At 70.0% G+C, this 23,449-nt stretch carries 20 protein-coding genes; 6 read left to right on the plus strand and 14 right to left on the minus strand.

The window, feature by feature from the left end; genetic code table 11:
* Positions 1–12: 12 nt before the first annotated feature.
* Positions 13–1,371: a cation:dicarboxylate symporter family transporter gene (locus tag ACIA5H_RS21535; protein WP_355077168.1), complete on the minus strand. Its 1,359-nt coding sequence runs from the start codon at positions 1,369–1,371 to the stop codon at positions 13–15.
* A 122-nt stretch (positions 1,372–1,493) separates the two neighbouring features.
* On the opposite strand from ACIA5H_RS21535, the gene ACIA5H_RS21540 reads away from it, so the two are divergent.
* Both ACIA5H_RS21540 and ACIA5H_RS21545 read left to right on the plus strand, forming a co-directional pair.
* Complete coding sequence (locus ACIA5H_RS21540) at positions 1,494–3,065, plus strand: ATP-binding protein (protein WP_356967325.1); 1,572 nt, start codon at positions 1,494–1,496, stop codon at positions 3,063–3,065.
* Positions 3,062–3,763, plus strand: coding sequence for a response regulator (locus ACIA5H_RS21545; RefSeq protein WP_379254908.1), 702 nt, complete (start codon positions 3,062–3,064; stop codon positions 3,761–3,763). Before ACIA5H_RS21540 ends, ACIA5H_RS21545 begins: the two co-directional genes overlap by 4 nt.
* On the opposite strand, the gene ACIA5H_RS21550 is transcribed toward ACIA5H_RS21545, so the two are convergent.
* The 3 genes from ACIA5H_RS21550 to ACIA5H_RS21560 form a co-directional block, all read right to left on the minus strand.
* Positions 3,764–5,065 (minus strand): cytochrome P450, encoded by a 1,302-nt coding sequence (locus ACIA5H_RS21550; protein ID WP_379254906.1) that lies wholly within the window; start codon positions 5,063–5,065, stop codon positions 3,764–3,766.
* 106 nt (positions 5,066–5,171) lie between these two features.
* A complete protein-coding gene (locus ACIA5H_RS21555) occupies positions 5,172–5,894 on the minus strand; it encodes a TIGR03089 family protein (protein ID WP_356967321.1) in 723 nt (240 codons plus the stop codon).
* Between the two features lie 3 nt (positions 5,895–5,897).
* A complete protein-coding gene (locus ACIA5H_RS21560) occupies positions 5,898–7,454 on the minus strand; it encodes an LCP family protein (RefSeq protein ID WP_379254903.1) in 1,557 nt (518 codons plus the stop codon).
* A gap of 162 nt (positions 7,455–7,616) precedes the next feature.
* Between ACIA5H_RS21560 and rfbD the strand changes: the two genes are divergently transcribed.
* The 3 genes from rfbD to ACIA5H_RS21575 all read left to right on the plus strand — a co-directional run bounded on the left by rfbD (position 7,617) and on the right by ACIA5H_RS21575 (position 10,889).
* Positions 7,617–8,435, plus strand: a complete 819-nt coding sequence (gene rfbD / locus ACIA5H_RS21565) for a dTDP-4-dehydrorhamnose reductase (protein ID WP_355077381.1) — start codon at positions 7,617–7,619, stop codon at positions 8,433–8,435.
* A 433-nt stretch (positions 8,436–8,868) separates the two neighbouring features.
* A complete protein-coding gene (locus ACIA5H_RS21570; RefSeq protein WP_355077177.1) occupies positions 8,869–9,765 on the plus strand; it encodes a glycosyltransferase family 2 protein in 897 nt (298 codons plus the stop codon).
* 44 nt (positions 9,766–9,809) lie between these two features.
* The gene (locus ACIA5H_RS21575; RefSeq protein ID WP_356967317.1) at positions 9,810–10,889 is read left to right on the plus strand and encodes an NDP-sugar synthase; all 1,080 of its coding nucleotides are present in this window, start codon (positions 9,810–9,812) and stop codon (positions 10,887–10,889) included.
* Positions 10,890–11,023: 134 nt separating this feature from the next.
* Here ACIA5H_RS21575 and ACIA5H_RS21580 read toward each other — a convergent pair whose 3' ends face one another.
* The 7 genes from ACIA5H_RS21580 to ACIA5H_RS21610 form a co-directional block, all read right to left on the minus strand.
* Positions 11,024–12,619: a carboxylesterase/lipase family protein gene (locus ACIA5H_RS21580; protein WP_397077150.1), complete on the minus strand. Its 1,596-nt coding sequence runs from the start codon at positions 12,617–12,619 to the stop codon at positions 11,024–11,026.
* 211 nt (positions 12,620–12,830) lie between these two features.
* Positions 12,831–16,604 (minus strand): ABC transporter ATP-binding protein, encoded by a 3,774-nt coding sequence (locus ACIA5H_RS21585; protein WP_397077151.1) that lies wholly within the window; start codon positions 16,602–16,604, stop codon positions 12,831–12,833.
* Positions 16,601–17,947, minus strand: a complete 1,347-nt coding sequence (locus ACIA5H_RS21590; protein ID WP_355077185.1) for an LLM class flavin-dependent oxidoreductase — start codon at positions 17,945–17,947, stop codon at positions 16,601–16,603. Before ACIA5H_RS21590 ends, ACIA5H_RS21585 begins: the two co-directional genes overlap by 4 nt.
* Positions 17,948–17,959: 12 nt before the next feature.
* On the minus strand, positions 17,960–18,682 hold the full coding sequence (locus tag ACIA5H_RS21595) for an ABC transporter ATP-binding protein (RefSeq protein WP_379254898.1): 723 nt from the start codon (positions 18,680–18,682) through the stop codon (positions 17,960–17,962).
* A complete protein-coding gene (locus ACIA5H_RS21600) occupies positions 18,658–19,506 on the minus strand; it encodes an ABC transporter permease (protein ID WP_355077189.1) in 849 nt (282 codons plus the stop codon). The genes ACIA5H_RS21595 and ACIA5H_RS21600 overlap by 25 nt, the downstream gene beginning before the upstream one ends.
* A 34-nt stretch (positions 19,507–19,540) precedes the next feature.
* Positions 19,541–20,584 carry an ABC transporter substrate-binding protein gene (locus tag ACIA5H_RS21605; protein WP_364432540.1) on the minus strand — a complete coding sequence of 348 codons (1,044 nt, stop codon included), beginning with the start codon at positions 20,582–20,584 and terminating at the stop codon, positions 19,541–19,543.
* A 168-nt stretch (positions 20,585–20,752) separates the two neighbouring features.
* On the minus strand, positions 20,753–21,889 hold the full coding sequence (locus ACIA5H_RS21610) for an ROK family protein (RefSeq protein WP_379254896.1): 1,137 nt from the start codon (positions 21,887–21,889) through the stop codon (positions 20,753–20,755).
* Between the two features lie 119 nt (positions 21,890–22,008).
* Here ACIA5H_RS21610 and ACIA5H_RS21615 point away from each other — a divergent pair, with 119 nt between their 5' ends.
* Positions 22,009–22,236 carry a zinc ribbon domain-containing protein gene (locus ACIA5H_RS21615; protein ID WP_379254894.1) on the plus strand — a complete coding sequence of 76 codons (228 nt, stop codon included), beginning with the start codon at positions 22,009–22,011 and terminating at the stop codon, positions 22,234–22,236.
* A 15-nt stretch (positions 22,237–22,251) separates the two neighbouring features.
* On the opposite strand, the gene ACIA5H_RS21620 is transcribed toward ACIA5H_RS21615, so the two are convergent.
* The 3 genes from ACIA5H_RS21620 to ACIA5H_RS21630 are packed head-to-tail and all read right to left on the minus strand — an operon-like array spanning position 22,252 to position 23,448.
* A complete protein-coding gene (locus ACIA5H_RS21620; RefSeq protein ID WP_379254892.1) occupies positions 22,252–22,527 on the minus strand; it encodes a SelT/SelW/SelH family protein in 276 nt (91 codons plus the stop codon).
* 18 nt (positions 22,528–22,545) lie between these two features.
* Positions 22,546–22,935, minus strand: coding sequence for a YchJ family protein (locus ACIA5H_RS21625; protein ID WP_356967304.1), 390 nt, complete (start codon positions 22,933–22,935; stop codon positions 22,546–22,548).
* Positions 22,936–22,956: 21 nt separating this feature from the next.
* The gene (locus tag ACIA5H_RS21630; RefSeq protein WP_355077200.1) at positions 22,957–23,448 is read right to left on the minus strand and encodes a hypothetical protein; all 492 of its coding nucleotides are present in this window, start codon (positions 23,446–23,448) and stop codon (positions 22,957–22,959) included.
* Position 23,449: the final 1 nt, after the last annotated feature.

Here is a 23,449-nt window from a genome sequence, read left to right on the forward strand (position 1 = left end):
GTCGTGCGCGCGCTATGCCTGGACCAGATCCTTGGCCTCGGATTCCTGCGCCTGCGCGGGCGTCCCGTGGTCGTCGTCGACCATGGTCCGCTCGTCGAACGGCAACTTGCGATCGAGCACTTCGCGCACCCGATCCACGTCGACGGTCTTGGTCCAGGTGCCGATCAGCACCGTGGCGACCGCGTTGCCGGAGAAGTTGGTCAGCGCCCGCGCCTCGGACATGAAGCGGTCGATGCCGACGATCAAGCCGACACCGTCGAGCAACTCGGGCCGATGACTCTGCAATCCGCCCGCCAGCGTGGCCAGCCCCGCGCCGGTGACGCCCGCCGCGCCCTTGGACGCGATGATCATGAAGACCAGCAGCCCGAGTTGCTCGCCGATGGACAGCGGCTTGCCCATCGCCTCCGCGATGAACAGCGATGCCATGGTCAGGTAGATGGCGGTGCCGTCCAGGTTGAACGAATAGCCGGTGGGCACAACGACGCCCACGGTGGTGCGCTCGACGCCCATGTGGTCCATCTTCGCGATCAGCCGTGGCAGCGCCGATTCCGACGACGAGGTCGCGACGATCAGCAGGTACTCCCGCGCGAGGTAGCGGACCAGCTTGAAGATCGACACCCGCGACACGCTCCACAGCAGCAGACCGAGCACGCCGAAGACGAAGACCACGCAGGTGAGGTAGAACGCGAGCATCAGCGTGCCCAGCTTCGCCACGGCGTCCAAGCCGGTCTTGCCGACCACGTTGGCGATCGCGCCGAACGCGCCGATCGGCGCGAGCCACAGGATCATCACCAGGATGCGGAACACGAGTTTCTGCAGCAGCGCCACGCCGCGCAGGATCGGCTCGCCCGTCGTGCCCATGGCCTGCACCGCGAATCCGACCAGCAGCGCGACGAACAGCGCCTGCAGCACGTTGCCGGTGGTGAGCGAGGACAGCAGCGTGGACGGCACGATGTTCTGGACGAATTCCCAGGTACCGCCCGCGCTGTGCGCGGTATCAGCGAGGTTGTGACCGGCTTTGGCCGAAGTGGCGATGTTCAATCCCGCGCCGGGTTGCAGCAGGTTGCCGACGACCAGACCGATGCCGAGCGCGATGGTCGACATGACCAGGAAGTAGCCGATGGCCAGTCCGCCGACCTTGCCGACGGTGGCCGCCGCGCGCACCGAGCCGATCCCGAGGACGATGGTGCAGAAGATGACGGGAGCGATCATCATCTTGATGAGATTGACGAAAATGGTTCCCAGCGGGGCGAACGACTGCGCGGCGCCCGGCGCCAGCCAGCCGACGAGGACGCCCGCGACCACCGCCACGATGACGGACAGATAGAGCCAATGGGTGCGGTCGCGCCGCGTTCGAGTCGTGTCGCTCATAGCGAGGATTTCCCTTCGAAAGGTACCGACGCGAAGTGGCTCACGCCTTCCAGGCAGAATGATGGTCGGCCGGGTGATCCCGGTCACTGTTTGGTGCATTACGTTCAGCGGAGGCAGAGCTTGTGAGACGCGGTCGGCTCTCCCTCGCCGGGCAGGCGTTCGTCTTCCAGTTGGTCGTGTTGGCGGTGATGATCGGGATCGGCGTGGTGCTCGCGGTCCTGGACGCCAGGCACGACAGCGACGTCACCACCACCAGGGAGGTCACCGACGTCGCGGTGAGCGTGGCCGACGCGCCCTCGACCATCGACGCGCTGCACAGCGCGGATCCGACGGCGCTGTTGCAGCCGGTGACCGAGGAGATCCGGCGCGAGACCGGCATGGATTTCATCGTGGTCATGGCGCTGGATCGGACCCGCTACACGCACACCAACCCCGCGATGATCGGACTGCCGTTCAGCGGCACCATCGATCGCGCGCTGGCGGGCGAGACGTTCACCGAGACCTTCACCGGCACGCTCGGCCCCTCCATCCGGGCGGTGACTCCGGTCCACGACCACGGGCGGATCGTCGCCCTGGTCTCCGCTGGCGTGACCCGCGCGAAGATCGGCGACCAGGTCGCCACTCAGTTCCCGCTGATCCTCGGCGTCGCCGCGGCCGGGCTGGCGCTGGCCGCGGGCGGATCGTTCCTGCTGAGCCGCAGGCTGCGCAGGCAGACCCACGGCCTGGCGCCGGACGAGTTGCGCGCGATGTACGAGCACCACGACGCCGTCCTGCATTCGGTGCACGAGGGCCTGGTGGTGTTCGGCGCGTCCGGCGAGGATGCCGAGGTGGTCAACGACGAGGCGCGCCGCCTGCTCGACCTGCCCGCGGGCGACGTGCGGCGCAGCGACCTCCCGCTGTCGCTGCAACGGATGAGCTGGGGCACCGTCCGCGACGAGATGCACGTCACCACCGACCGGATCCTGCTGGTCAACCAGGACACCGTGGAGTGGGAAGGCCGGGCGATCGGCACGGTGATGACCATCCGCGACCACACCGAGTTGCAGGCGGTGATGGGCGAACTCGATTCCGTGCGCAGCTTCGCGGCGTCGTTGCAGGCGCAGGCGCACGAGTCGGCCAACCGGTTGCACACTGTGGTCACCATGGTCGAACTGGGTCGCCACCGCGAGGCCGTCGAGTTCGCCACGGCGGAACTGGAGCTGTCCCAGTCGCTGATCGATCGGTTGTTCGCCGCGGTGGGCGCGCCTGCCCTGGCCGCTCTGCTGCTCGGCAAGGTGAACCAGGCCGCCGAACGCGGCATCGAGCTGACGATCACCGACGACACCGCGCTCGACTCGGTGGACCCGCTGTCCCCGCACGAAACCGTCACGCTGGTGGGCAACCTCGTCGACAACGCGATCGATGCGGCGGCGGACAGCACCTCCGGCTGGGTGGAGGTCACGCTGCGCCACCAATGGGCGGACGCCCCGGACGAGTCCACGCTCTACATCCGGGTCGCCGACAGCGGCCCCGGCATGTCGGCGGAGACGTTCGCCCGCGCGTCCCAGCGCGGTTATTCGACCAAAGCCGACCACCACGGGCTCGGTCTCGCGCTGGTCCACCGGCTGGTGGCCCGTCACGGGGGAAGCATCCATACCGAACGGGATCCCGAAAGCGCGGTCACCGTGACGATCCCACGAAAGGAGGCACGATGATCCGCGTGCTGATCGTCGAGGACGAGCCGCTGATCGCCGAAGCACACCGCGCCTACGTGGAGCGCATCGCCGGATTCACACCCGTCGGCATCGCCCACACCGGACGCGAGGCGATGCGCGCGGCGGCCGACGCCGCGGCCGAGGGCACGCCGATCGATTTGGTGCTGATGGACATCGGTCTTCCGGACGCCAGCGGCCTCGACGTCGCCGCCGCACTGACCGGCCTGGCGCCGCGCCCGGACGTCATCGCCATCACGTCCGCGCGGGACCTGGCCATGGTGCGCACCGCGGTGTCGCACGGCGTCGTGCTGTATCTGCTGAAGCCGTTCACCTTCGCCGCGTTTCGCGACAAACTGGACCGCTATCGCGAGTTCCGCACCGCGCTCCCTGCCGGGGAGAGCGCCATCTCCCAGCACGACATCGACCGGGCGTTGAGCGCCCTGCGCACCCCCGACCAGCGCGCGACGACTCCCAAGGGCGTCGCGCCGCAGACCCTCGACGAGATCTCCCGCACCGTGCGCGCGGCCGAGGCCGAAGGTGTGACGGCCGCGGACACCGCGACCTCGATCGGCGTCTCGCGCATCACCGCATGGCGTTATCTGGAGAAGCTGGCCGACGACGGATTGGTCGTCCGCCGCTCCGACTACGGCCGGGCCGGGCGCCCGAAGACCCGCTACGTCTGGAAGACCACGGGCTGATCAGACCGGCTCCGGGGCCTGCGCGCGCTGGCCGAGGTGCACCGGCATGCGCTCGTACCCGTGCAGGGTGAACAGCGCGCGCCGCCGCAGCGGACCGTCCAGCCGCAGGTCGGGGAACCGCTCGAACAGGGCTTGCAGGGCGTAGACGCCTTCCATCCTGGCCAAACTCGCGCCCAGGCAGACGTGCACGCCGCTGCTGAACGACAGGTGGTCCTTGGCGTTGTCGCGCCCGACGTCGAAACGCCCTGGATCGGCGAAGACCGCGGGATCGCGGTTGGCGCCCGCCAGCGACAGCACCACTGTGTTGCCCTCGCGCACCCGGACGCCGTCGATCTCGACGTCGGTCAGCGCGGTCCGCGCGGTGGTCTGCACCGGGGAGTCGAAACGCAGGATCTCCTCGACGGCGTTCGGCCACAGCTCCGGCTCCTCGCGCAGCCGCTCCAGCTGATCCGGATGGGCCAGCAACTGCGCGACGCCGTTGCCGATCAGGTTGACCGTCGTCTCGAAGCCCGCGCCCATGAGCAGGCTCGCGGTGGCCTTGAGCGCGTAGGAGTCCAGTTCGCCCGCGGCGACCAGGCTGCTGAGGATGTCCTCGCCCGGCGCGCGACGCAACCGTTCGATGTGCTGGTCGAGGTAGTCGTTCATCACCTCCATGGCCCGCATCGCTTTCCGGTGCGCGTGCCAGGGGATGCCGACGTCCAGCAGGGGCGTCATCTGATCGCCCCAGTCCAGGAACAGCGCCTTGTCCTCGTCCGGGAAACCGAGCATCTCCGAGATGATCGCTATCGGCACCTGGGCGGCGAACGAGCGGATCAGGTCCGCCGAACCGTGCGCGGGCAGATCGTCCAGCAGTTCCTCGGTGACCGACTCGACGCGGTCGCGCAGCCTGCGGATCGCGCGCGGAGTGAAGGCCGAGGCCACCGGTTTGCGCATGGCTGTGTGCTCCGGCGGATCGATGACCAGCATCGACGGCGGCTCGACCGGATTCGGGGGCAGGGGGAAGCGCTCGGCGAGCTTCTGCAGCGGCTTGGGAATGTTGAAGCTCTCCGTGGTGCGCACCCCGAAGCGGCTGTCACGCAGGATGGAGCGGCACAGCTCGTGGTCGAAGGTCGCCCACGCGATCGAGGTGCGCAACAGCCTCGTCTCGCCGCGCAGACGTTCGATCAGCGGATAGGGGTCGTCGAAGCCGGCCGGTCCGCCCATCAGTTCGGCGAATGGGTCACCGCGACGCGCCTGCAGGCGCAGGACGAGACGAGGCGCGCCCTGCACGGACAACCAGCGGAACCAATAATGTGGCTTCATAAGTCCAACCCCGTCGTCGTCGCCGATGAGTCCACCGTACGGAACCCGGCCCGCTTGTGGAACGTCCTCAGGTCGGATTCGGCGCTTATACCGTGGTAGGAGCCGCTCAGCCGCGCTGCGCGGTCACCCGCTCCGAGGCGACGCGCCGCTCGCGCAGCGCGGGATCCGGGTTGACCACCTGCACCAGCGAAGCGCCCGCGGCCAGCACCGCGAGATATCCGTCGATCAGTTCGGCCGGGGTGTCCCACGGCGTGCTCGACAGCACTCGGTCGCCTTCGGCGAAGCCCTGGCGCATCGCCGATTTCCGTGCCTCGGCGAGCACCTCGGCGACCGGCATGCCGTCCAGCGCGACGCCGGCGCCGCGGGGCAGGAACTGGTCGCCGTGCACGCGCACCGAGGTGGCGAAGTCGGTGACGCCCACCGGCAGGTCGCGCACCGGCGAGCCCATGGCGTCCAGCGACAGGGCCGCGACCTCGCCCGCTCCGTCGGCGTCGTCCAGGCGGTCCGGGGTGACCAGGGCCAGATCGGCGTCCCGGTCCGGATGCAACACCACCTCGGTGCCCGCCCACCAGCAGCCCAGCAGCACCGCGGCGGTCTGCCAGTGCGCGGGGAGCAGGACGGCGACCCGCGCGCCCGGGCTCAGGCCGAACTCGTCGCGAATCAAGTTGGCGGTCTTGGCCGCCCAATTCGCCAGCGTCGCGCCGGACAGCTCGATGCGGGCGCCGGTGGCGTCGTCGTAGTAGGTGACGCGCGGACCCGCGGGTTCGCGGGCGAGGATGGGATCGAGCACCGCTTCGGTGAGAGTATGTGCCTGGTCGATGTCACGCATGGTTCAGTTCACGCATTTCGGTCCGTTCTGGCCTGCGTCGATCGGTGGAGCGGGCGGGACTGGTGTGGCCGCGGTCGACGTTCCGGACAGGTCGAACATCCGGCTCGCCGACGAGCCCGGACCAGAATAGTCGCTCGCCAGCACGACACTCACCGAATCCGGGGACAGAGCCGGATCGGCGAGCACCGTCAGCCCGCCGAGCGCCTTGGCGACCGCCTGCGCCTTCGGACTGGAGGTGTCCGCCGCGAGCACGCGGCTGCCGGTGACGTGGCCGCCGCTGTAGTTGGACACCGTGCCTTGACGGAAGCCCTTGGCGCTCAAGGCCTGCGCGACCTCGGCCGCGAGTCCGCCGATGCCGCCCGCGTTGTAGACGCTGACCGTCACGGTCGCGGGATCGAACCCCGGCTCGGCGTTGCGCGGGGCCGGGTCGCCGCCGACCAGCGAGGCGACGTAGGACTTGACCGCCTTGGGCTCAACCTTGACCACGGATTCACCGTTGCCGGTCTCGCCGTTGAGATCGGCGACCGGAATGGTCTCGAATTTCACCTGCCCGCCGGACAGATCCTTCAACCGCTGCAGGAACGCCAGCACGTCCCAGTCCTCGTCCAGCACGATCGTCCGGCCCACCGCGTCGCTGAGTTGCTGGAGCTTGGCCGGGTTGCCGAGCATCTTCGCGCTGAGCAATTGCTGCACCAGCTGTGCCATGAACACCTGCTGGCGCACGATGCGGTCGATGTCGCCGCGCGGCAGATCGTGGCGTTGGCGCACGAAACTCAACGCCCGCGGCCCGTCCAGGCGCTGGCGTCCGGCGGGGAACTTGGCGCCGGACATCCACTCGTCGACCGGGTTCCGCAGACATACCTCGACGCCGCCGACGGCATCGGTGAGCAGCGCGAAGCCGAGCAGGCTCACCTCGGCGTAGTGATCGACGGTGATACCGGTGAGCCCGGCCACCGTTTTGATCAGCGCCTGCCTGCCCGCCTGGGTGGACTGCCGCTCCGCGTCGACGTTCGAGACGCCCTGGTCGAGGAGCTTCTGGAACTGTGCCGCCTTGGTCGCGCCGTAGGCGGAATTGATCTTGCCCATGCCGAGGCCGGGAATGCCGACGTAGGAATCGCGCGGGATCGAGATCGCGGTGGCCGAGCGTCCGTCGTTCGGCACGCGCAGCAGCACAATGGTGTCGGTGTTGGTGCCGACCTCGTCGCCCGCGTGCAGCATCGCGCGCTCGGCGTCCGACAGCGGGTTGCCGTGCGCGTCGGTACGACTGTCCACACCGACCAGCAGGATGTCCACCGCGCCGTCGCGACCGCCGCCGAGGCCCAGATCGCCGAGACGCTCGATGTCGGCCACCAGCCCGTCGACGCTGTGCCAGGCGAAACCGGTGAGCACCAGCACGATCACGGCGGCGGCCACGGCGAGCGAGCGCAGCGGCCCGAAGGCCCGGTCGCCGGGCCCGGTCGCCCGCGACGCCGCCGATGTGCCCCTCCGCTGCGACAAGTCCGCATCCTCTCGCCGAAACTCGGTGTCCTGGCGACGCGTGCGCAACCGATCCGCCACCATGGTTACCGCTCGCCCCGCCCGGTTTCGGGATCCCCCGATAGCGCAAGGCTATCGAACGGCGGGCGCGAACGGCCGCAACCGAGGACGTGGCGGCGTGCCAGACTTGCGCCCGTGACCGACCCCACCGCGCCCGACTCCACCGCGTCCGCTCGCCTCGTCGTCATGGGCGCGCACGGGCAGGTAGGCCGGGAACTGCGTCGTCTCGCTCCGGCCGCCAGCGGCTACGGGCGCGCCGAACTCGACATCACCGACCCCGCCGCCGTGCGCGCGGTGCTCACGCCCGGCGACGTGGTGCTGAACTGCGCCGCCTATACCGCCGTCGACCTGGCCGAAACCGAAACCGAGGCGGCGTACGCGGGCAACGCCACCGGACCGGCCGTGCTCGCCGACGTCTGCGCCGACCTCGGTGCCCGGCTGATCCATCTGTCCACCGATTACGTCTTCCCAGGTACCCAGGATCGGCCGTACGACACAGCCGATGTGACCGGACCGACGTCGGTCTACGGGGCGTCCAAGCTCGCCGGGGAACAGGCGGTGCTGAGCCGCTGCCCGGACGCGCACGTGGTGCGCACCGCGTGGGTATACACCGGGCGCGGCGGCGATTTCGTCGCCACGATGCTGCGGCTGGAGCGCGAACGCGACACGGTCGACGTCGTCGACGACGAGGTCGGCTCGCCCACCTACGCCGCCGACCTGGCCGTCGCGCTGCTGGAATTGGCGGGCAGGCCGGACGCGCCGCGGGTGCTGCACGCCACCAACGCCGGGCGGGCCAGCCGATTCGAGCTCGCCCGAGCGGTGTTCGCCGGTGTCGGCGCCGATCCGGGGCGCGTCCGTCCGTGCGACTCCTCCGCGTTCCCCAGACCCGCACGCCGCCCGGCGTTTTCGGTGCTCTCGCCGCGGGCCTGGAACGACGCCGGGCTCACGCCGCTGCGGGATTGGCGGACCGCGTTGGGAGATGCGCTGGCGCGGCAGGCCGATTGAGGCGTACCTCCGCATTCATTCCGGTCATGCGGGCTGATGGACGACAGCTGGCTCCGTCCGCCAGGCGTACCTTGCCTTCGCGGCATGCCGAGCCATCGACGGAGGGGTCGAGCTGCGCGCGTTGGGCCTACCTCCGCTGTCACTCCGATCACGCGCAGGCTGTCGACCGACGATGTCCGGCTGCGCCCGTCGGGCGTACTCTCGCACCCCGGTCATGCGCAGATTGTCTCCCGCAGCGCCCGTCAGGCGTACTGCGCTTTCGTTCCGGCCACGCGCAAGGTATCGCCCCGAGGATGTCCCGCTGCGCCAGCCGGGCGGGCCTCCGCTCGACACACGACGCGCGCGCGCCTGTCCGGCATCCTCCACCTCGGCTGCGGACGAGCGCGAGCCATCGACGGACGGCTTGCGGTTGCGCCCGTTAAGGTTGGCTGTCGTGAGTGATTCCGAATCCGCCGCGCCCGCGGGCCTGGCCGTCGTCACGGTGACCTACTCGCCGGGTGAGCACCTAGAGCACTTCATCAGCACTCTAGCCGGGGCCACCGCCGAGAAACCTCAGGTGATCCTCGCCGACAACGGGTCGGTCGACGGTGTGCCGGAGCTGGTCGCCGAGGCCAATTCGCACGTGCGGCTGCTGCGCACCGGCGGCAACATCGGTTACGGCGGCGCGATCAACCGGGCGGTCGCGGAGATCGATCCGGCGATCGAATTCGTCGTGATCGCCAACCCGGATATCCGCTGGGGCACCGATTCCATCGACAAACTGCTCGCCGCCGCCAAGCGCTGGCCGCGCGCGGGCGCGCTCGGTCCGCTGGTGCTGGAGCCGGACGGCAGCGTGTACCCGTCGGCCCGCCGGGTGCCCGGCCTGCTCGACGGCGCCGGACACGCGATCCTGGGCACGGTGTGGAAGTCCAACCCATGGACCCGCAGGTACCGGCAGGAGAACGAGGAGATCTCCGAGCGAGCCGTCGGCTGGCTGTCGGGGTCGTGCCTGCTGGTGCGGCGCGCGGCGTTCGACTCGATCGACGGTTTCGACTCGCGCTACTTCATGTACATGGAGGACGTCGACTTCGGCGACCGGATGGGCAAGGCGGGTTGGCACAACGTTTTCGTGCCGGACGCCGAGGTAACCCATGCCAAAGGTCACGCAGCGGGCCGCCATCCCGAAGTGATGCTGCCCGCCCACCATGCCAGCGCCTACCGGTTCCAGGCCGACCGGCATCCGCACTGGTGGCAGGCTCCGCTGCGGTTGGCGCTGCGGGCCGGACTTGCGGTCCGCTCGCGGATTGCGGTTCGATCTGCCCTGCGCCAGCAGGCGCGCGACGCCGGGTAACCGGCGACGGCGGCGAGAAACGACCTTGTGAACAGGGGAGCTTGATGGCAGGAAATACAGGCACCGACGCGGTGATCCTGGTCGGCGGGCAGGGCACGCGGCTGCGGCCGCTGACCCTTTCGGCGCCCAAGCCGATGCTGCCGACGGCCGGGCTCCCGTTCCTGACCCATCTGCTCGCCCGTATCGCCGAGGCCGGGATCACGCACGTGGTGCTGGGCACGTCGTTCAAGGCCGAAGTGTTCGAGGAGCACTTCGGCGACGGCTCCGAGCTGGGCTTGGAGATCGAGTACGTCACCGAGACCGAGCCGCTCGGCACCGGCGGCGCGATCCGCAACGTGCTGCCCAAGCTGCGCGCGGACAACGTGATGGTGTTCAACGGCGACGTGCTCGGCGGAACCGACCTCGGCGCGGTGCTCGACACCCACGAGTCGACCCGCGCCGACGTGACGCTGCACCTGGTCCGGGTCAGCGACCCGCGCGCGTTCGGTTGCGTGCCCACCGACGAGGACGGCCGGGTCACCGCGTTCCTGGAGAAGACCCAGGATCCGCCGACCGATCAGATCAACGCCGGGTGCTACGTCTTCCGCCGGGAGTACATCGAGAAGATCCCGGCGGGGCGTCCGGTGTCCGTGGAGCGCGAGGTGTTCCCTGCGCTGTTGACCGAGGGCGCCCGCGTCCAGGGGTACGTCGACGCTTCCTACTGGCGCGACATGGGCACGCCCGAGGACTTCGTGCGTGGCTCCGCCGATCTGGTGCGCGGCATCGCGCCCTCCCCCGCCCTGCCGGGGCAGCGCGGTGAATCGCTGGTGCATCCCGGCGCGGGTGTCGCTCCGGGTGCGGTGCTCATCGGCGGCACGGTCGTCGGCCGCGGCGCCGAGATCGGCGCGGGCGCGCGCCTGGACGGCGCGGTCGTCTTCGACGGCGCGGTGATCGAGGCGGGCGCGACGGTGGAGCGCACCATCATCGGCTTCGGGGCGCGCATCGGCCCCCGCGCGCTGGTCCGCGACGGCGTCATCGGAGACGGCGCGAATATCGGCGCCCGCTGCGAACTGCTGCGCGGCGCTCGCGTCTGGCCCGGCGTGGAGATTCCCGACGGCGGCATCCGCTTCTCCACCGACGTCTGAGGCGCTCACGCTCGCCGGGTGCCGCGATCGACCAGGCATCCGGCGGCGGCGCGATCGGGCTGGTGTTGCCGCCACTTCCGGCGCCTGCCGACGGCGCGGACGACCCGAATCGCGTGCTGCGCGAAGAACGTCTGCTAGGAGAACCCGACGGCTTGCTGTCCCCAGGCGGTGTGCAGGTCGCGGTCGGGGTCGTCGACCACGCGATCGACGCCGTCGATGAGCAGTGTGGCGCGGGCGCCCAGGCGATACGGCCGCCAGTGCTTGGAGCCGTCGAGCGCGGCGGGGACGCCGTGCGCGGCGAAGGCCAGCCAGCGGCGCATCACGCGCCCGGAGACGTCCATGGCCGCTTTGCGGCCGCCGAGCCAGAAGGTCGGATCGAGGTTCAGCGTCCCGAAATTGCCGAAGACGTAAGGCAATTCGGTGGCGTGACCGGCGCCGACGCGGGCGGCCCTCAGCATCGGGGTCGCGTAGTCGAAGCGGTACATCCACGTGGGCGAGTGCTCGGCGTGACCGTCGGCCACCCAGTGCGCCGGCATCCGGAACGCCGCGTCGGTCGACATCGCCAGCGCCCCGCGCGCCTTTTTCAGGTCCGGGTAGGCCGAGGTGATCTCGGCGATGCGCTCCGCGGACATCTCCGGGTGGCTCGCCGCGACGTCGCGCAGCATCGCGTTCACCGCGTCCGGCGTCACCGGCATGATCGGCGAGCGCAGCAGCCGGAACAGCGACGCCTCGTCCTTGTTGGTGCCGATGATCAACGGCACCCGGTGCGACTGTCCGCGCTGGAACCGGTCGATCGGGTAGGTCGGCAGCAGATCGCCGTCGACCACGGGCGCGGCCGCAAGCCGGCCCGGCTCCTTCAGCGGTATCTCGTCGAGCAGGACGCCCGCCGCCGCCACGATCCGCTCGATCGGGCAGTCCAGCAGCTCTTCGGCCCTGGTCGCGGGCAGCTCGATCAGCTCGAGGAACCGCTGCGCCACCGTCGCGGCCCGTTCCTGTCCGAACACCGTCGTGGCGGGCGGGCTCTGCGCGATCGCCCGGTGGAACAGCCCGGCGGCGCGGGGGGCGGTCAGCAGCGCGGTGACGCAACCCGCGCCGGAGGACTCGCCGAAGAGCGTGACGTTGCCGGGATCGCCGCCGAACGCGGCGATGTTGTCGCGTACCCATTCCAGTGCGGCGATCTGGTCGTGCAGACCGAGGTTCGGCGCGAAGTCGTCGCCGAGCGAGGAGAGGTCGAGGAAGCCGAGCGCACCGAGCCGATAGTTGACCCCGACGACCACGACGTCACCGGCCGCGGCCAGCTTGCGCCCGTCGTAGATCTGCTGCGCGGCGGTGCCCAGGCAGTACGCGCCGCCGTGCAGCCAGACCAGCACCGGGCGCGGCTCGGAGTCCGGGCCACGGGTGGGATCGCCCGTCTCCGGCCGCGGTGACCAGACGTTGAGCCACAGACAGTCCTCGCCCATGGTCAGGCCGGAGTCGACGGGAACCATGGTGCCCATCGTCTGCGGCGCGATCTGCCCGAAAACGGTGCAGTCGCGCACCCCGTCCCAAGGCTGCGGGGCCCGTGGCGGAGCGAATCTGGCCGGACCGGTGGGAGCCGCCGCGTAGGGGATGCTGCGCCAGACCGACACCGGCCCTTCGCGCACACCACGCACGTCGCCGTAGGCCGTTCGCGCGATGGGCTCGGCCGAACCGTCGGGACCGGGCACCGCCTCGGAGAACTGAGCGCGCATCGCAGACCTCCTCATACTTCTTTTTCGAGAGTACGTCGAAGATCAGTACGAGAGCGTCGCGATGCCGTGACATTGCCGCGTCGACTCCCATTCATCCGCTGTTCAGGCCCCTGGCCGGCGCCGCGGTGTCGAATCGGTCACGCGAGCGCAGGCGCCCACCGCCACCTGGGGATAGCCAGGAGAATGCTCCTGCTGTCACGGTGGCGCGGGATCAGGTCGCGGCCTCCGGTTCCCGGTCACCGACCGACGCCGTGTCGTCGCCGACATACGCCGCCCACAAGCGGCGATACGGCCCGTCCTCGCCGAGCAGTTGCGCGTGCGTGCCGGTCTGCAACAGCCGCCCCTCGCCCACCACCGCGATGAGATCCGCGTCCGCGGCGGTGGCGAGCCGGTGCGCGACCACGATGGTGGTGCGCCCGGCGGTGAGCACGTCCACCGCGGCCCGCACCCTGGCCTCGGTCGCCAGATCCAGCGAGGCGGTGGCCTCGTCCAGGATCAGGATGTCCGGCTCGACGAGCTGGGCCCGCGCGAGCGCGAGCAGCTGGCGCTGGCCCGCCGACATGCTGCGTCCGTGGTCGCCGGTGGGCTGGTAGTACCCGTGCTCCAGCGCGGCGATCATCTCGTGCGCGCCCACCGCCCGCGCCGCCCACTCGATGTCGGCGGGCGTGGCCTCCGGCTTGCCGTAGGAGATTGCCGCGCGCACGGTGTCGCCGAACAGGAACGGTTCCTGCGGGACCACGCCGAGCCGCTTGCGATACTCGCGCAAGCGATAGTCGCGCACGTCGACGCCGTCGACCAGCACCGCGCCCTCGGTCGGGTCGTAGAACCTGGCCAGCAGCTTCACCAGCGTCGACTTGCCCGCGCCCGTCTCGCCGACCAGCGCCACCTTCTGCCCCGGCTCGATGCGCAGATCGATGCCGGAGAGCACCGGCTCGGCGCGGGTCTCGTAGGTGAATCCGACTCCGCGCAACTCGATCGCACCGTTCAGGCGGGACACCGCACGCGCGTCGGCGGCGTCCGGGGTGGCGACCGGCGTGCGCAGCAGTTCGCCGAGCCGATCGACGCCGACCACGGCCTGCTGGTAGCTGTCGAAGACCTGGGACAGCTGCTGGATCGGCGCGAACAGCAGATCCACGTAGAGCAGGAAGGCGATGAGCGTGCCCGCGGTGAGCACGGCCTCGCGCACCTGGTGCACGCCCACCGCGAGCACCGCAGCCGTGGCCACCACGGACATGAACTCGATGAACGGGAAGAACACGGCCATCAGGATCTGGCTGCGCAGGCGCGCGTCGCGATAGTCCCAGGACCGCCGCTCGAACTCGGCCCGATTGCGCTCCTCGCGCCGGTAGGCCTGGGTGACCTTGATGTTGTCGACGTTCTCCTGCAGGTAGGCGTTGACGATGCTGACCCGCTCGCGTGCGAGGTTGTAGGCGGGCACCGACGCGCGCCGGAACGCCGCCGTCGAGATCACCAGCAGCGGGAGTAGCGCGAGTACCACCAGCGCCAGCCGCGCGTCGATGACCAGCAGTGCGATCACCACGCCCGCGATGGTCACCGTGCTGGTGAGCGCGGTGGCCAGGCCGGTTTGCAGGAACGCGGAGAGCCCGTCGACGTCGGTGGTCATCCTGGTCATGATCCGGCCGCCGAGTTCGCGCTCGTAGTACTGCAAGCCGAGCCGTTGCAACTGCGCGAAGGTCTTCACCCGCAGGCCGTACAGCAGCCGCTCGCCCGCGCGCCCGGTGACCCGTACCTGTGCGACGCTGATCGCCCAGTCCACCGCGACCACGAGCAGCGCGAGCGCCGCCGCGACCAGCAGCACGTCGCGCGCGCCGGCCAGGACGCCGTGGTCGATGCCGTAACGCACCAGGAAGGGAATCAGCACCTGCGCCAGGGCGTCGAGCCCCACCAGACCGAGCCCGGCCAGCAACGGCGCCGCGAACGGCCGCAGCAGCCGCGGCAGCGAGAACTCCGGATCCGGTGTGTGCGAGAAGGATTCGGAGACCTCCGGTTCGCCGGTCAGCGCGGGAAGGCGGTCGATCAGCTCCTGCACGTCACCGCTGGGCGGCGCGGCGGCGAGCATCCCCGGCCCCGCCGCCCGGCCCGCTCCGGCAGGAGCACCGGCGGCACGCTGGGAGAACGCCTTCGCCACCTGCTCCAGGGTGCGTGCGCCGTCATCATCGTCCCCGGCGGGCTCGACCCACAGCGGGGAGGTCGGCGCCTCGGGCCGAGCGAGCCCGGCGTCCACGCCGATTCCCGTCACCTCCGGCGGGGTGAACAGCGCGCGGAACAACTCGCCGGAGTGTTGCAGATCGCGCAGCGTGCCCAGTTCCGCCACCCGTCCGTCGTCGAGCACGGCCACCCGGTCGGCGAGCGCCAGGGTGGACAGGCGATGCGCGACGACGATGGTGGTACGCCCGCGCACCTCGGCCGCGATCCTGGCGTAGATCTGTTCCTCGACCTGCGCGTCGATGGCCGAGGTGGCGTCGTCGAGAACCAGGATGGGCGCGTCGGTGAGCAGCGCGCGGGCCAGCGCGATGCGCTGCCGCTGCCCGCCGGACAGCCGCTGCCCGCGCTCGCCGATCCTGGTATCCAGTCCCTCGGGCAGCGTCTGCACGAACCCGTCGGCCGCGGCGAGATACAAAGCGTGCCAGACCTCTTCGTCCGTGGCCGCCGGACGTCCATATGCCACGTTGGCCCGGATGCTGTCGGCCATCAGGTGGGTGTCCTCGAACACCATCGCCACTTGGTCGCGGGCGTCGGACAGGTAGCGGATGTCGACGCCGTCGAACAGGACGGCCCCGGCGTCCGGGTCGACCAGACGCGGAAGCAATTGCACCAGTATCGATTTGCCGCTGCCCGCACCGCCCGCGATCGCCATGGTCTCGCCCGGCTCGACGGTCAGTTCCAGCCCGTCGAGCACCCGGGTGCGGTCGAAACCGAAACCGACGCCGCGGAACTCGACGCGCGGGGGCGTACTGCCGCGCACCGTCTCGACCTGGGGACGTTCCACCGGCGCCGGCGCCTCGATCACCTCGCGCACCCGGTCCAGCGACGCCTTGCCCTGCTGGCTGACCGTCAGCAGCATGGCGAACTGCCGGATCGGGCTGACGAACGAGCCGAGATAGGTCATGAACGCCAAGAAGGTGCCCAGCGTGATGGACTGCGACAGCGCCAGCAGCCCGCCCGCGATCAGGATCAGCGCCTGTCCCGCCGCGGGCACGGCCTGCATCGCCGGGGTGAACCGGCTGGTGATGCGCGCGACGCGCAGCCGGGAGCGGTACAGCTCCCGCGCCTTCGCGGCCAATCCGTCGAGTTCGTGCCGTTCCTGGCCGAACCCCTTCACCACTCGCACCCCGGCGACCGCGGCCTCCACCCGCATCGCCACCTCGGCGGCGCGGGCCTGCGCGTCCCAGTTGGCCGGGAAGAGTTTGCGCTGGCTGCGCCGGGTGATGATCCACAAGGCGGGAACCACGAGCAGCGCGATCACGGTCAGGGCGGGCGACATCAGAGTCATCAGGGTCAGCGCACCGGCGAGCAGCACCACATTGCCCGCCACCATGGGAATGAGCTGCACGAACATCTGGATCAGCGTGACGTCGGTGATCGCCCGGCTGACCACCTGACCGGTCCGCAGGTCCGCCTGCTCGCGGCCGTCCAGCCGCAGCAGCGCGGCGAACAGGTCCCGGCGCAGATCGTGCTGCACACCCAGCGACAGCTGGGACGACGCCACCCGGCGCGTGAACGATGACCCGAATCGCGCCGCGCCGACGAGCAGCAGCAGCGCCGCCCACGGCGCCACCGACGCCGCGGTGGTGGTGAGCGTGTCCACCACGTGCCGCACGATGAGGGGCAGCACCGCCGTCAGCAGCGCCGCCGCGAGCGCACCGGCGCCCGCGGCCACGACCAGGCGGCGGTGCTCGAGACAGCGGCGCGTCAGGTACCGGATCCATCCCGGCTGGGACGGATCCGGTTGAACCGAGCTCATCGGGCGACCACGAGCGCGTCCGCGGTGTCGTACTGGTTGGCCGGCCGGTCCAGGCCGTAGTGCCCACGCAGGGTGGTCTCGGTGTACTCGGTGCGGAACAGCCCGCGCTGCTGCAGGATCGGCACCACTTGGTCGACGAAGCGCTCCAGTCCGGAGGGCAGCACGGCAGGCATGATGTTGAACCCGTCGGCGGCGCCCTCCCGGAACCAGTGCTCGATGGTGTCGGCCACCTGCTCGGGCGTGCCCGCGAAGGTGCGGTGCCCGCGGCCGCCGCCGAGCCGCCCGATCAGCTGGCGCAGCGTGAGTCGTTCGCGCCGGGCGAGGTTCACGATGAGCGTGAACCGGCTCTTGGCGCCCTGGATCTCGTCCTCGGTGGGCAGATCCTCGGGCAGTTCGCTGTCCAGGTCGAGTTGCTCGATCGGAAGTTTGAAGTGCGCGGCCAGCTGGCGGCGCGCGTACTCCGGCGAGATCAGGCGCTCGAGTTCGGCGTCGAGTTCGCGTGCCTGTTCCTCGGTGTCGCCGATGACGGGGACGATCCCGGGCAGGATCTTGATCGTCTCCGGGTCACGGCCCAGCGCGACCGCGCGCTGCTTGAGATCGGTGTAGAACGCCTTGCCGTCCTCGAGCGTCTGCTGCGCGGTGAACACCGCTTCCGCGTAGCGGGCGGCGAAGTTCTTGCCGTCCTCCGAGGAGCCCGCCTGCACCAGCACCGGGTAGCCCTGCGGCGAGCGCGGCACGTTCAACGGACCGTCGACCTTGAAGAACTCGCCGTGGTGGCCGATCTTGCGAACCTTGCTCGCGTCGGTGTGGATGCCGAGGCCCTTGTCCGCGACGATCGCGTCGTCGTCCCAGCTGTCCCACAGCTTGGTGGCCACGTCGACGAACTCGGCGGCTTTCTCGTAACGCAGCTGGTGGTCCGGGGTGTCGTCCAGACCGAAGTTGCGCGCGGCGTCGGCGCCCGCGGTGGTGACGATGTTCCAGCCGACCCGGCCGTTGCTCACCCAGTCCACCGAGGAGAACCGGCGTGCCAGGTTGTAGGGATCGTTGTAGCTGGTGGACGCGGTGGCGATCAGGCCGATCCGGCTGGTCTGCACGGCCACCGCGGTGAGGATCACGGTCGGCTCCAGCTTGCCGCTCGGCCTGCGGCCGGGATCGCCCATCAGCACCGGGCTGTCGGCGAAGAAGATCGAGTCCAGCTTGCCGCGCTCGGCGGTGCGGGCCAGCTCGACGTAGTAGTTGATGTCGGTGTGCGCGTACGGATCGCTTTCCGGCAGCCGCCAGGCCGCCTCGTGGTGTCCCACCGACATCAGGAAGGCGTTGAGGTGCAGTTGTTTACCGGACATGGTCGGGTCCTTTCAGACAGCGGCCGGGGCGACGCCCAGCGAAGCGAGCAATGCGCGACGGACGCGCTGGAATTCGGGCAGACTCGGGTCGCGCTCGGCGGGCAGGTCCACCGGCACGTCGACCGTGATGCGCCCCTCGTCGAGCACGAGCACCCGGTCGGCGAGCGCGATCGCCTCGTCCACGTCGTGGGTGACCAGCAGCACGGTCGGGCGGCGGCGCCGGATCAGTTGCCGCAGCAGCTCGTGCATCTTGATCCTGGTCAGCGCGTCCAGCGCGCCGAAGGGTTCGTCGGCCAGCAGCAGGTCCGGCTCGCCCACCAGGGAGCGGGCCAGCGAAACCCGTTGCTGCTCGCCGCCGGAGAGCTGGTTGGGCCACGCCCGTTCGCGTCCGGCGAGACCGACCTCGGTGAGTACCCGCACCGCCGCGGCCTTGCGCGAGCGCGGCTGGCCGTAGAGCACGTTGGCCAGCACCCGTTGCCATGGCAGCAGGCGGGAGTCCTGGAAAACCACCGACGTCTTGGCGGGCACCCGCAGCGTGCCCGACCCGGCCACGTCGTAGTCGAGTCCGGCCAGCGCGCGCAGCAGCGTGCTCTTGCCCGACCCGCTGCGGCCGAGCAGGGCGACGAACTGCCCGGCCGGGATCGTCAGCGTGATGCCGTCCAGCACCGTGCGTTCCCCGAAACCGCGGGTCAGTCCGCGGACCTGTACGCCTACCCCGCGATCGTCCGTCGCCACGACAGCACCTTCCGCTCGACCAGCCGGATGACACCGTCGGACAACAGTCCGAACGTGCCGTAGACCGCGAGGCCCACCAGGATCACGTCGGCCTGGCCGTAGTTCTGGGCGTTCTGCATCATCTTGCCCAACCCGTCGATGGCGTTGACGGATTCGACGACGATCAGCGCCAGCCACGCGCCGGTCACCGAGAGTCGCAGGCCGAGGAAGAAGCCGGGCAGCGAACCGGGTACCACGACCTTCCTGATGAACGTGGCCCGCGAAACCCGCTGCACCTCCGACAGTTCCACCAGCCGCTGATCGATGGTGGTGAGCGAGGCGTGCGTCTGGATATACATGGTGATCACCACGCCGAGGGTGATCAGCACGATCTTGAACGATTCGCCGATGCCGAGCCAGAGGATCATCAGCGGAATCAGGCCGAGGCTTGGGATCGCCCGCTTCACTTGGATCGGGCCGTCCACCAGCGACTCACCGAATCGGGACAGGCCCGCGATCAGGGCGAGCGTCGTGCCGACCAGCACGCCGATGCCGAGGCCGATGCCCGCGCGCTGCAGCGAGGCGGACACGTTCGCCGCCAGGGAACCGTTGACGAGCAGGTCCCAGCCCGTTTCCAGCACGGTCCACGGCGCCGACAGCTTGCGTTCGTCGAGCCAGCCGAAGTGCGCGCCTGCCGCCCAGAGGCCGAGCACTACTAGGACGCCGAGCATCCGGGCGAACGGAACGGACTTGCGCAGCCCGAGCCTGCGCAATTGCCTGCGTTCGACGAATCCGTCGGTCCGCGACGGCGGCGCCGCTACGGTGCGAGTCAGTGCGATGGTCATGGCGACTCCTGTGTTGTGCGGGCGCTCGAGCGGTTCACCGGGTGTCCTGGGTGCGGTAGTTCGCGGTCACCGCCTCGGCGGCGACTCGTTCGAAGCGGCGGTCGAAAAGTTCGTTCGCGTCGAACCGCTTGCCGAAATAGCCCGAACCGGTGAGCAAGTCGACGGTGTCCTGCTCCCATGCGATCGCTTTGTCCCAATTGTCCGGGAAATAGGGGCGCGGTGTCGTATCCAGAATTCGCCTGCCGTCCGCCGCGGAGACTTCCTGGTCTTTCACGTAGTAAGAGGAGATCCATTGCTCCTGGTGCTCCCAGGCCCAGACATCGCCGCGCGCCCAGAACTCGACGAATTGCCGGACGGCCGCGAGTTTGGCCGAGTCGCGCAGGACCGCGGTCGGCGCCCACAGCACGGTCAGCGCGTCCACCGCGGGCGTGGCCACCGCCGTGGCGCCTTGCCCGCGGTATTTGTCCAGGTATTTGGTCAGCGTCGGCTCCCCCAGCGGGGCGACGTCGATCTGCTTGCCCTGCAACGCGGTAAGGAACTGCGGGCTGTTGAGTTCCACCAGCTGCACTTCGTTCAGGCCGATGCCCGCGGCGCGCAGGGTGCGCAGCACCACCACGCCCTGGGCCTGGCCAGGCGAGAAGCCGATCTTCTTGCCGCGCAATTCCTGGATCGAGTTGACGGTCACGCCGGGTGCGGTGGCCAGCTGATAGTTCGGGATGTCACGGACTTTGACGCCGACGATCTTGGCGTCGAGACCGGTCGCGTGGGCGTGGATGGGCGGGATGCCCGCGTTCGTCGCGATATCCACCGAACCGCCACGGAAGGCCTGGATGACGTCGGGGCCCGCGGAGACGGCGGGCCAAGCCGACACGGTGAACGGCAGCTTGCCGATCTCACCGGAGGTTTCCAGCGCGACGCGGGTGGTGTTGACCGCCACCGACAACGAGGTGCCTGCCGGAACGGTGGTCGGCAGAGCGGATTTCAGATCGGTGTCGCCGCCCTCATCGGTGGCGCACGAGACGGCGAGCAGAGCGGTGGCGGAGGTGACGAGTGCTAATCGCCGGAGAGAATTGCGCACGGTGATTTCCTGGGTCGAATCCGGTGTTCTCGGGAATATCTCGCTCCCGGACAACACCGCAGTTGCGATCCGGTCCCGGCAATGGCTCGGTGCATTTCTTTCATGAAAGAACTTTCCCGAATAACCGTGCCGCACGTCAATATTCGTTCTACTTAAAATAAGTCGGAGTCAAACGGCCGCCTCCAGCGCGCGCAGCGGAGTGTGGAACAGGCTGTGCAGCACCACCGCGCCCGCGGACATCTCCAGGACTCGTCCCTCGAACGACGAACCGACCACCAGTTCGGCCGGGTCGGTACACAACAGCGAATGTTCGCGAACGGCCGCGAGATACGCCTCCCACACGCCGCCGACGCGACGGCCGCGGTCGACCACTACCACCGATTCGGGATCGAGCAGATCGATCAGCGCCGCGACGACCCGGCCGAGCACGCGGGCGCGCTCCAGGAACAGCCCGCGCACGGGCGCGCCTTCGGCCGCCACCGCCACCAACTCGGGCATGGTCGACGCCACGCCGCAGCGCTCGAGCAGCGCATGATCGGAGTAGTAGTCGTCGAGCGAGGAGCCCCCCTGCGGGCCCGCGCTCTTTCCCGCGCCCAGGCCGAGCAGCGACTCGATCGATCCGGCTCCGGACCTCGGCCCATAGTGCACCTGCCCGTGCACCGCGATGGCCACATCGATCACGTTGCCGACGAACAGCACCACCGAGCTCGCCGTCGCGCCCATGCGGCCGAACAGCTGCTCGGCGTGCATCAGCGCTCTGGTGTGACTGTCGAGCTGGGTCGGCAATCCGGTGCGCGCGGCGAGATACTCCCGCACCGGAACGTCACGCCAGCGCAGGAAGGAATGGTCCACCACCGACCCCGCCGTTCGGTCGACCCGGCCGCCGGTAGCGACGCCCAGACCCACGATCCGCAGGCCGCCGGACTCGTCGCGGACCCGGCACACCTCGGCGGCGGCGGTGGCCAGGATGTCGTACGGGGCGTGCGTGCGGTGCGGCACCTTCGTGCTGTGCCGGAGCGTGCCGCCGATGTCCACCAGCGCGACGGTGGTGTGGGTGGCCGCGATGTGCACCGCTATGGCCACGTTGTCGGCGGTGTCGAGCGCCAGCGGGCTGTGCGGTCGGCCGATCCCGGACGCGCCGGCGGTTTCGGGCAGCTCGACGATCAACCCCGCCTCCAGCAGCGCGCGAGTCTGCCACGTCACCGTGGCGGGTGAGATTCCCGCGTGTCTGGCGATCGAACTGCGCGGAGCCGGACCCAGCTCGAGCAACGCTCGAAGTACCGCTCCCGCGCTGCCGTCCGCCATCGCCGTCACCTCTTCATCGCCGCGCTGCCCAGCCACGCTACGGACGCGGCCCGCGGCTGCGAAGCATTTGGCGCAGGCCGATCCGAACACACCGGCGGCACAGGCCCTAAACTGAGCGGATGCCGAGTTACAGCTATCGGTGCCGCAGCTGCGGTGACACGTTCGAGGTGACCCGTCCGATGGCGGAGTCGGCCGCGCCGGCGACCTGCCCGATCGGCCACGACGACACGGTCAAGTTGCTGACCACCTTCGCCACCGTCTCCCGAGGCGGCGCGGGCGCGCCCGCACCAACCCCGGCGGCGCCCCCGGCGGGCGGCGGCTGCTGCGGTGGCGGCTGCTGCGGCTGAGTTCCCGGCGCGGTCTCACTCGCGCCGGTCGACATGACCGAGGTCGCGCTCGGGTGCGACCCGGTCGCGCACCCGCTGCTTCAGCACCGTGATGTCGGGAAATCCGCCGTCGGCCTTGCGCTCCCAGATCTGTTCGCCGTCCACGGTGATCCGGAAGACCCCGCCCGAACCCGGCAGCAGCGCGACTTCGTCCAGGTCGGTGGCGAAGGTGCTGAGCAATTCCTGCGCCATCCAGCTCGCCCGCAGCAGCCAGCGGCATTGGGTGCAGTACTCGATCGCGACGCGTGCCATGCCCGCTGACGCTACCGCTCAGTCGTCGTGCGTGCCGTCCAGGTAGACCCAGGCGCCGTCGGATCGGGCGAACCGGCTGGTCTCGTGCAGTGCGCCGCGACCGCCCGCGTCGCGGTAGTGCGCGACGAACTCCACCGTGCCGGTGTCGTCGAACAGTCCACCTCGATCGGTCCGGGTGATTTCCAGGAACAACCAGCGCTGGGCGGGATCGAGGGTCAAGGCGGCCGGGCGAGTGCGCGGATGCCACGAACGCAGCAGATAGTCGACATCGCCCACCGCGAACGCGGTGTAGCGCGACCGCATCAGGGCTTCGGCGGTGGGAGCGGGACGCTCGCCGCTCAACACCGGACCGCAGCAGTCCTCGAATGCCTCGCCACGCCCACACGGGCAGCGCCGTGCCTTGTTCATTCCGCGCCCTTCCGACCTGTGTCAGGAATCCCGGCGCGCCCGCACCGCCGCCAGGTCCTCGGCCAAGGCTACGGTCTGCTCCCGCCAGCGCCGCAGATCGGTGACGCTCGGCGCGAGTTCGTAGTCGTGATGGTGCGCGGCGCGCGACAACGCCGCCCAGAGCACGGCCACGCGCGCCGCCACGTCCGGTCCCGCGAAGGCGCGCAGCGCGATGAGCTGTGCCCGCATCGGACAGCGGACCAGCGGGGGCGCCAGCCGCAGCCACAGTTCGTCGACGGCCTGCTCCAGAGCGATCCGCAGAATCCAGGCCGTCGCGCGGGACCACAGCCCGCCCGCGGCGGTCACCGATCCGGCGAGCAACAGATCCACGGTTTCCAGCCGCTCGGCGACCGACGGCCGATTCGCGCGCGAGCGTTGCGCGCCGTTGTTCGGCCCACGCTGCCCGTGCCTGGCCGCGCGTCCGCCGCCCGCGGGTCCACGACGTGCGCCGACCGGCCGACGCCGACCGCTCATC

It is taken from the genome of Nocardia sp. NPDC051900 (assembly GCF_044452545.1).
Lineage (GTDB): Bacteria > Actinomycetota > Actinomycetes > Mycobacteriales > Mycobacteriaceae > Nocardia > Nocardia sichangensis.